Origin of the sequence: Microcoleus sp. PH2017_35_SFW_U_B (genome assembly GCF_020737865.1) — a bacterium.
Lineage (GTDB): Bacteria > Cyanobacteriota > Cyanobacteriia > Cyanobacteriales > Microcoleaceae > Microcoleus.
Genome location: NZ_JAEQDE010000172.1, coordinates 1 through 7,190 on the forward strand (window position 1 = coordinate 1; position 7,190 = coordinate 7,190).

General features: G+C 45.6%; 3 protein-coding genes and 1 pseudogene. 1 reads left to right on the forward strand and 3 read right to left on the reverse strand.

The window, feature by feature from the left end; translation table 11 throughout:
* The 3 genes and pseudogenes from JGK36_RS32795 to JGK36_RS32805 form a co-directional block, all read right to left on the reverse strand.
* Nucleotides 1-192, reverse strand: a pseudogene (locus tag JGK36_RS32795) (IS1 family transposase); the annotation flags it as partial.
* A 602-nt stretch (nucleotides 193-794) separates the two neighbouring features.
* Nucleotides 795-3,833, reverse strand: a complete 3,039-nt coding sequence (locus tag JGK36_RS32800) for a GAF domain-containing protein (RefSeq protein ID WP_293187053.1) — start codon at nucleotides 3,831-3,833, stop codon at nucleotides 795-797.
* A gap of 139 nt (nucleotides 3,834-3,972) precedes the next feature.
* Nucleotides 3,973-5,193, reverse strand: a complete 1,221-nt coding sequence (locus tag JGK36_RS32805; RefSeq protein ID WP_363319282.1) for a transposase — start codon at nucleotides 5,191-5,193, stop codon at nucleotides 3,973-3,975.
* A 268-nt stretch (nucleotides 5,194-5,461) separates the two neighbouring features.
* On the opposite strand from JGK36_RS32805, the gene JGK36_RS32810 reads away from it, so the two are divergent.
* A complete protein-coding gene (locus JGK36_RS32810) occupies nucleotides 5,462-6,907 on the forward strand; it encodes an ATP-binding protein (protein ID WP_293199302.1) in 1,446 nt (481 codons plus the stop codon).
* Nucleotides 6,908-7,190 lie beyond the last annotated feature (283 nt).

Below are 7,190 nucleotides of genomic sequence, written 5' to 3' on the forward strand. Positions count from 1 at the left end.
TTTACTATCAACGAATGACCATAACTCATCCATCTGAACATTCAAGCGCTTTTTTTCTTTGGGAGTCACTTCCACTTGCTTCTTAACAGCAGCCGCTTGGCTATTAACGTATCGCTGCACTGTATCTTCTGACACTTGAAGTACCCGAGCAATTCCTGCCTGAGAAATACGTTCAAGTAGCATCCGTGACATTAACTATTTTTGTTCTTCTGTAATAGGCTGACCTGCTGGATTTAAAACAAATTGACGACCACATTCTCGGCATTTATAATGAAAGTTTATGATGCCGAGTTTGACCGTTTCGACTAACTTCTTCTGAACCACAATTAGGGCAACAATGAATTTTTAATGTCAGATCATGCAATGGCAAACACTTATTTCTAATTATAACTTACTCTGATCCTTTCCTTCAGGGTACTACCGTGAAGGCGGGTTTGATGATAGAGTATCTTGGCGAACACTCAGATGAATATTGGAATGCTTTTCCAAACCTCATCGCCCAGGAAAAATTTAAAATACCAATGACTTACAGTATAACTGCTAGGAAGTTATAGCGATGGTTGTACTTGAATTAAATGCTGGTAAATCTGTATAACAATTCGGTTGCAGCGGCGAGCGAAACTTTTTTGTCTATCGTTCAAGTTAGTTGGTTGCCGCTGAACCGAACCGTTAGATAAAATTAAGATCGATCTTCTTTGGCTGGAGTGTCACTGTAACCGTGTAAACGTCTCTAGCTGACGATCTCCGATCGCCAGCAAAGATCTCAAATGGGTTCTATAGTATTCGAGGTATTTCTAAGACAACATAGTTGGCAATTTCACTGTGACGATCGATCCAATTTCCTCCCCCGACTCAATCCTAAACTCCCCATCGTGAGCTTCCACAATCCGTTTGACGATCGCCAAACCCAATCCCGTGCCACTGGCTTTGGTTGTAAAAAAAGGCTGTGTCAATCGTGGCAAAATATCGGCAGGAATTGGCGTACCATTATGAATTTGCAGACAAACGCGGTGATGTTCGGTTCGATCGAGCTTAGTGGTAATAACATCGCCGATATCTATTGCTTCGCAGGCATTAACGATCAAATTAATGATTACTTGCTTGAATTTATCTCGATCGACCAACACATAAATCGGTTCGATCGGGATAAATTCAAGCTGTTTTCCCAAAGCCGCAGGGATAGTTTGTAAGGTACTTAACGTTTCTAAGATGAAGCTATTTAGTTCCAGTCGAGATCGATCGAGTGTCTGGGGTTTGGAATAGAGTAAAATCTGGCTCAATAAGCGTTGCAGTCGATCGGCTTCGTCTAATGAGAGAGCTAGATACTCTTGAAATCGCTCGGAGAGTTGGAGTTTTTTAAAGGCATTTAAGCCCATCAAAATCGTAGTGAGAGGATTTCGTACCTCATGGACGATCGTGGCGGCTAGTTCGCCAATTTCGGCTAGTCTAGCTAACGCTTTTTCGGCTTGTTTAAGTAGAGTAATATCAGCCGCTACCGCTAATAAGCATGGTTCGTCCTCCAAGTAGATCGCCTCGGCAGAAAACAACGTCGGGAAAATCTCCCCCGATTTACGGCGAAACGAGATCTCTAGATTGCTGACGGTACCTTGTTGCTGCAACTGTTGGGCGATCGCGATTCGATCGGCTGGATTTGCCCACACCCCCAGTTCCAGGGTACTGCGTCCGAGCATTTCCTCGCGGTGATATCCCAGCATCCGCAAGCAACTATCATTGATTTCGATGTAGCAACCATCGTTGAGGGTGCTAATGGCGATCGCATCTGGAGAGGAGCGAAACGCTGTCGAGAACTTGGTTTCCGAAACTCGCAGGGCATCTTCTACTTGCAGACGTTCCATCTCCGCTGCCGCCCGTGCTGCAAAAATCTCTAGAATTGCCTGCGTGCGCTCGTTAGATTCCATCTCCTTGTCATCTAGTACCGCCAAATGTCCCAACAGATCGCCCATCGAAGTCAATAATGGAATGCCAGCATAACTCTGTGCTTCCATTGCCTCCAATTCATCCTTTTCTTCAGGAAATAAGCTCTGGATCTGGGCGGGGAAACACTGATAGCTATTACTACCAATAATCCGCTCGCAGGGCGTACCGTGCAGAGCGTACTCGAACTCGTTGCCAAATTCATTTCCCTGCCAAAAGGCAAAACTCCGCACGCGAGTAGGTGGCGCATCCATACACTCGCTGATAAAGGCATAGCGGACATCGAGAGCTTGGGCGAGGGAACGGACAAGCGATCGAAAGAAGTCTACACCAGTTGCGGAAACGGTACCTTCAACGATCGATCTGAGGATTTGCTCGGATTTTTGGCGTTCTAAGATTTCGGATTGAAGTCTGTCGTTCGTTTGTGTCAATTCGATCGTGCGTTGCTGTACGCGCAATTCTAGTTGGTTATAGAGTTGGGCATTATCGAGAGAAATTGCTGCTTGAGTAGACAGAAACTGGATAACTTCTAATCGTTGGGGGGTAAAAATATCTGTCGTTAAATTATTTTCTAGATATAAAATACCCGCACGTTTACCCTGGTAAATCAGTGGGGTACAAAGGATTGATTTCGGCTGACGAGCGCGAATATAGGCATCTCGATCGAATCTAGAGTCTGTTACGGCTCGATTGAGAACGATGCTTTCCTGAGTGCTTGCAACATAATTGACGATCGCCAGCGAAACTAAATTTTTACCAGCTTCACTATCGAGGAGAATCGCTGGTAAAATCGATACGTTTTGGGGTTCGACAATTGCGGCAATTTCTAGTTCGCCATTACTTTGCAAGAGCAAACAGCCGCGCTGTGCGCCAGAGTTTTCGATCGCGATTGTCATCAATTTTGCTAACAATTTATCTAGCACAATTTCCCCAGCAAGTGCTTGAGATGCTTTCATTAGTGCTGCTAGATCGAGTGCTGCCGATCCGGTAGTGTTACTGGTAGAAGCAAGGTGATTCTTAGTAATAGTTGAAATTTTGTCTAGTTCGGTAACTTTTTCTGCTGTACTGCTAGTTCGATCGATTCGATCCACACACGCTTGCAAATCCACCAAAATAGCATCGGTAGTTTGATAGCGATCTGCGGCATTTTTTGCCATCAACTTCATCACTAAATCGGACAGTGGCAGGGGAATTGCTGGATCGATTTGATGGAGTGGGAGTGGCTCTCTGGCAAGATGACAGTGGACGAGTTCTAACGCATCCGTCGTTTCAAATGGCAGTCGATAGCTTAATAATTCATAAAATGTCACACCTAATGAATAGAAGTCAGTTCGATAATCGATCGATCGATTCATTCGCCCTGTCTGCTCTGGGGAAATATACGCAAGAGTGCCTTCGAGCAAATTGGGATCGCGAACTAGGGGATTTTCTGGCGATAGTATGGTAGCGAGTCCAAAATCAACGATCTTCACCTGTCCCGTGGTGGGATTGAAGACGATATTAGATGGATTAATATCCTTGTGGATGATGTTGTGCTGATGAATTTCTCCTAAGATTGATGTTAGCCTAATTGCTAAATTCAGAAATCCTACTAGGTTAAATGTTCGATCGACCAGCCATATTGGAAGAGATTTTCCACCGAAATCTTCGAGGACGATGACAGAATTTTCTGGATAAGTTTCTAGAGCGTAAGCTGTAACTACACCTTGAATATTTAAGCTTCGCAAAATATCGTATTCCAACTGGAATCGATCGATCTCTTGGGGTGACTGAGATTCTCGATTCGATATTTTGAGGATGACAGGCACGAGATCCGTACAGCGTCGCGCTCGGTACAGCACCGATCTAGAGCTTTCGTAGAATTTCTCAATCGCTTGGTAGCCAGGAAAGTCAATCATGGTGCTTGCTAAATTCCTTTGAATCCCATTTTGGATTCGATCGATTGTTCGAGATCGACAGCACCGACTCGTTGCCGACAATTGGCTTGCCGTTTAATGCCTACCTGACTCAAAAATACACCCATTGACACTCCCCGTCCTATAAGGACGGGGATTCTTTCGTCACCGGGAGCGCAACCGCTTTACCCTCGGAAAGCATCTTGACCGTATGTCCTACGGCTGCAAGTCCTCTAATTAAGACTACTTGTGCTGCTGCGACATCTCTATCTGTTTGATATCCGCAATGTCCGCATGAATGAACTCGCTCGGACAGTTCTTTCTTGTCGGTTTCTGTGAGGCAATTCGGGCAAATCTGGCTGGTTTTTCTAGCATCTACCTTGAGAAAAAATACCCCGCGCTTCAAGCAGCATTGTTCAAGAATCTGGAAGAACTGCCCCCATCCCGCATCTAAACAATGTTTGCCGAGAATACCGCGAGCCAATCCTACCAAGTTTAAATTCTCAACAAACATTGAACCTGCACTGTCGCACAACTCATGAGCTAACTTCCAATAATAATCCTTGCGGATACTCGCAATTTTTTCATGCAGATTACTCACTTTTACTTGCGCTTTTTTTCGGTTTTTTGACCCTTTTACTTTTCTTGATACTCGCTGTTGCAGCAATTTAAGCTTGCGTTGGAGCGTCTGAAAAGGTCGTGGATTTGGGTAGGTTTTCCCGCTAGAAGTTGCTAGAAAGTGAAGAATTCCGACATCAATTCCAAGGAATGAACCGTGGGGCATTGCCTGCGGTACACTGACATCCCATTGCAAGGTTAGCATTACAAACCAGCCAGAAGCTCGTCTGACGATTCTAGCTTGTTTGACTGTTGCACCGCTTGGAATGGGGCGAGATTGACGAAATTTAACACTGCCTATAACAGGCAATTTTACCGTTGAGTTTTCAATCGCCCCAACACCCATCTGCGGGAACACGAAGGAACGCATAGCCCCGACTTTTTTATAGCGGGGAAATCCGTGTCCTTGTTCCCACATACTGACAAACGCTTTTTCTAAGAGACGTAAAGTTTGTTGCAGCACCTGCGATTGAACTTGCTTTAGTTGGTGGCTGCTTTTTCGATACGCAGTTAGCGCTTTACATTGGCTTGAATAGGTCGGTCTGGGTGTATCCGCTGGAATAATGTATTCCGAGTGAAGGGAACAAGCGTCAATCCGACAACTGCGAGATTTGTACCAGTCTTTACGCTCTCTCAAAGCATAGTTGTAGACACGGCGACATTGCTCCAACCAATCCTCAAAGATGGGAACTTGTGACGTTGTTGGTTTTAGCTTAAACTCATACGCCAGATTAAACAGTTGCATCACCTCCTTGCTGCATTATACATTCCTTTTACAATCCGTCAAGACACTTTGTAAAGCCGTCCTCAAAGGACGGGGCTTTAAACCCATTTTTCTGGTAAACAGAGTTTCTCATGAGAAAATGATAAGTAATTGGTAGGATAATTTCTTGAATTTCTCAGCTAATGTTTAGATCAAAATCATTTATGGCTAGGATGTCAGCGCAATAATGATAAAATAAGAATAGTGACACTCAATTTCGGTTGAAAATACTGCACCACAAGGTTTTCCAATGCAACCGATCGATAGATTTAGAGCGAAGCTCCAGAAAATCAAGCAGCAACATTTCGATCCGGCATCGTTGCAATTTCGGCTCACCGTAGAAATCTCGCTGCTGTCAATTCTGGGCTTGAGCAGCGTCGCGGTGTGGACGAGCTGGAAAATGCAGCAGCTTTTGATTACCACACATACTCAGCAAGTGGAGTATATTGCTACTCGGTTTCCCCGCGATGTCGAACTCTATAGCGAGATGTTGCCAGTTGCCACGGGGCTGCAAAAAACGATCGATAATGTCTCGGTGCCCGGATTGGCAATTTGGGTCAAAAGTACCGATGGTAAGCAGCTTCTGGCGCAATCGAGTCAAGTGAGCGATGAAGTGATGTCGATCGCCGATATGCCGCTCAAACCCCAGGTGTACCCAGTGGGCGATCGCTATCTAATTTTGTATCGGGGGGCAGTCACAGCGCGGAACAATCCCCTGGGCAAGGTCTATATGGCACAGGATGTCACATCAGAACAAAACCAACTCATTGCCGCCATCCAGGGGCTAGCTGCCGTCTGCTGTTTGGCAACCATCGCCACCATCTTTGCGATCGCCTTGCGCATTCGCCAATCGCTTCAACCGTTGCAAGAAATAAGCCAGATTGCTGGGGCGATTTCGGCAGCAGATTTGAACAAAGCCCAGTTGCAACTCACTCAGGCTCCGAGTGAAGTCAAGGAATTGGCTCAAACTTTTAATATGATGCTGGCACGGCTGGCGGATGCTTGGGAAAATCAGCGTCAGTTCGTCGGCAATGTCTCCCATGAGTTACGCACACCGTTAACGGTGGTAGTGGGTTATTTGCAAAGCGTCCTCCGCCGCAGTACCAATTTAAACGATTACCAGCAAGAAGCCCTCTCTACAGCGGCATCAGAAGCCGAGCGCACGGTGCAACTGCTTCAGGATTTGTTGAACTTAGCGCGAGCCGATAGTGGATATGCACACTACCATCTCGAACGTTTGTCACTCAATGATGTGGTAGCAGAAATCGCCCATATGACGGAGAAATATAGCGATCGAACGATCCGTGTCGAGGCGACAGCCAGTATCGAAGCAATTGCCGATCGAGACAGGCTTCAACAGGTATTAATCAATTTAATCGATAATGCGGTGAAGTATTCAGCAGCAGAGCAACCGATTATCTTGAGTATCGATCGTTTTGACGGACAGGCAATGATTCGGGTACGCGATCGGGGGGTGGGGATTCCGCTTCAGGATCAAAGTCGGATTTTTGAACGTTTTTATCGGGTAGATGAAGCGCGGACTCGCTTGCCACAGGCTGGGATTCAAGTAGCTAGTGACGGACATGGATTGGGTTTGGCGATCGTCAAAACGTTGGTAGAAGGGATGGGTGGGAGTATCTCGGTGCGATCGAAGTTGGGTAAAGGTAGTGAGTTTACGATCGTTTTACCGACGTAAGTTTCGATTGCAAATATGTCGGTGTTTAGGCTCAGATAATGGGTTAGGAACTGTAACTTAATTTATGGACAAAGCTACCCATCCTTGACTATTTGGGTAGCTTTTTGAGCAAATTGTGGCGGCGCGAGACTATTTGCCCGTAGTTCAATTTGTTTTTGCCCCCGTGCCATTGGATTACAGATGCGGGCGTCTTGCGTCAGAGAAATCTGCATTTGGACTGATTATAATTTTTTACCTGCCATGTTGACGCTCGCAGGAACTCGTATATAATACAAAGCACAAT

Coding starts and splice junctions, on each gene's coding strand:
- JGK36_RS32805 (WP_363319282.1), bottom strand. CDS start 5,193: ATGCAACTGTTTAATCTGGCGTATGAGTTTAAGCTAAAACCAACAACG.
- JGK36_RS32810 (WP_293199302.1), top strand. CDS start 5,462: ATGCAACCGATCGATAGATTTAGAGCGAAGCTCCAGAAAATCAAGCAG.
- JGK36_RS32800 (WP_293187053.1), bottom strand. CDS start 3,833: ATGATTGACTTTCCTGGCTACCAAGCGATTGAGAAATTCTACGAAAGC.